This is a genomic window from Streptomyces lushanensis, from assembly GCF_001700515.1.
GTDB classification, from domain to species: domain Bacteria; phylum Actinomycetota; class Actinomycetes; order Streptomycetales; family Streptomycetaceae; genus Streptomyces; species Streptomyces lushanensis.
On sequence record NZ_MAUD01000626.1, the window covers coordinates 1 to 1,392 of the forward strand.

A 1,392-nucleotide genomic window follows, 5' to 3' on the forward strand; every position below is an offset into this window, starting at 1 on the left:
GTTCCGGCTGGGGGCAAGGGCGGTGACGGGGGTGATTTCTGGGCGCTCCAGCGGCTCAAGGAAGAAGTGGCCCAGGCCGGCTCGCCGAACGGCGGTGTCCTCTACACCGGTGCGGTGCGGTTGCCGACGGAGGAGCGGTACGAGTGGCAGTACGGCACCTTCACCGACGGGCTCCTCGACGCCGACTGGTCCCACGCGGCCGAGTCCTTCGCGGCGCTCGGCCACGCGATACGGCTCCGGCTGCTGCACGAGATCCTCGGCGGCCTGCGGACCGCCGCCGAACTGACCGAGCTGGAGGACATCGGTACGACGGGCCAGATCTACCACCATCTCCGCCAACTGACCGGCGCGGGCTGGCTGCACACGACCGGGCGAGGCCGGTACGAGGTGCCCGCGGCCCGGGTCGTACCGCTGCTGGTGATGCTCTCGGCCGCGCGGCCATGACCGTAACCGCCGTCATGCAACTGTTGACAAGGGGGAACAACGATGTCTGTTCGTAAGCTGGTCATGATCTTCTTTCGTCTGTCCTGGCTGGTCTTCGTCGTGTTCGTCCTCCTCGATGTGTTCCGCATACTGTCCCTCTCGTGGTGGCTGACCATGCTGCCCGCGGCTGTCGCCGTTGCCCTGACCCTCGGCTTGAGCCGTACGGGCCGTGCCCGGCACGCGGACCGGCCCGCCGAGATCGAGGTGGCGCCGCCGGTCAGAGGCCGCTGGTCCGCGCTCAACAGCCCGGCCGACAAGGTGCCGAGCCATGGCACACACGCGTACGGGCAGACCTACGCGATCGACATCGTGGCGGAGGGAACGGGCGCGGCTGAAGGGGCGGACGGGTCGGGTGTGGTGGCGGAAGGCAAGCCCGGTGCGCGTCCCGCCTTCGCCCGGCTGTGGCCGGTCGTCCGACGCAGCCGCGACTTCCCGGCCTTCGGCGAACCGCTCCTCGCTGTCGCGGACGGGACCGTCGTATGCGCCTCGGACCGGCAGCGCGACCATCTCAGCCGCAACTCCCTGCCGGCCCTTGTCTATCTGATACTCATCGAGAGCGCCGCGCGCGAGATCGGTGGCGCGGGCCTGGTCACGGGCAACCGTCTCGTACTCGACCTCGGGGACGGTACGTACGCGCTGTACGCCCACCTCCAGCGCGGCTCGCTCCAGGTCCGCACCGGCGACCGGGTACGGACCGGTCAGGTCCTGGCCCGTTGCGGCAACTCGGGCAACTCCTCCGAGCCGCATGTGCACTTCCAGCTCATGGACCATCCGGACCCGGACGTGGCACGAGGTGTCCCGTTCCGCTGGGAGGGCATCGGAGTCCCGGCCAATACGGAGGAGTTCACGGTGGGGGAGGAGTCCATCGCGGGGCAGGAGTTCACGGCGGGGCAGGAGTTCACGGCGGGG

The 1,392-nt window shown here is 69.7% G+C and carries 2 protein-coding genes; both read left to right on the forward strand.

Annotated elements, in window-relative coordinates; translation table 11 throughout:
• A partial coding sequence (locus tag BFF77_RS31960; protein WP_066957050.1) for an ArsR/SmtB family transcription factor occupies nt 1-444 on the forward strand: 444 nt, incomplete at its 5' end.
• Between the two features lie 42 nt (nt 445-486).
• Nucleotides 487-1,392, forward strand: a 906-nt coding sequence (locus BFF77_RS31965; protein WP_141698610.1) for a M23 family metallopeptidase, incomplete at its 3' end; no start/stop codon positions are given.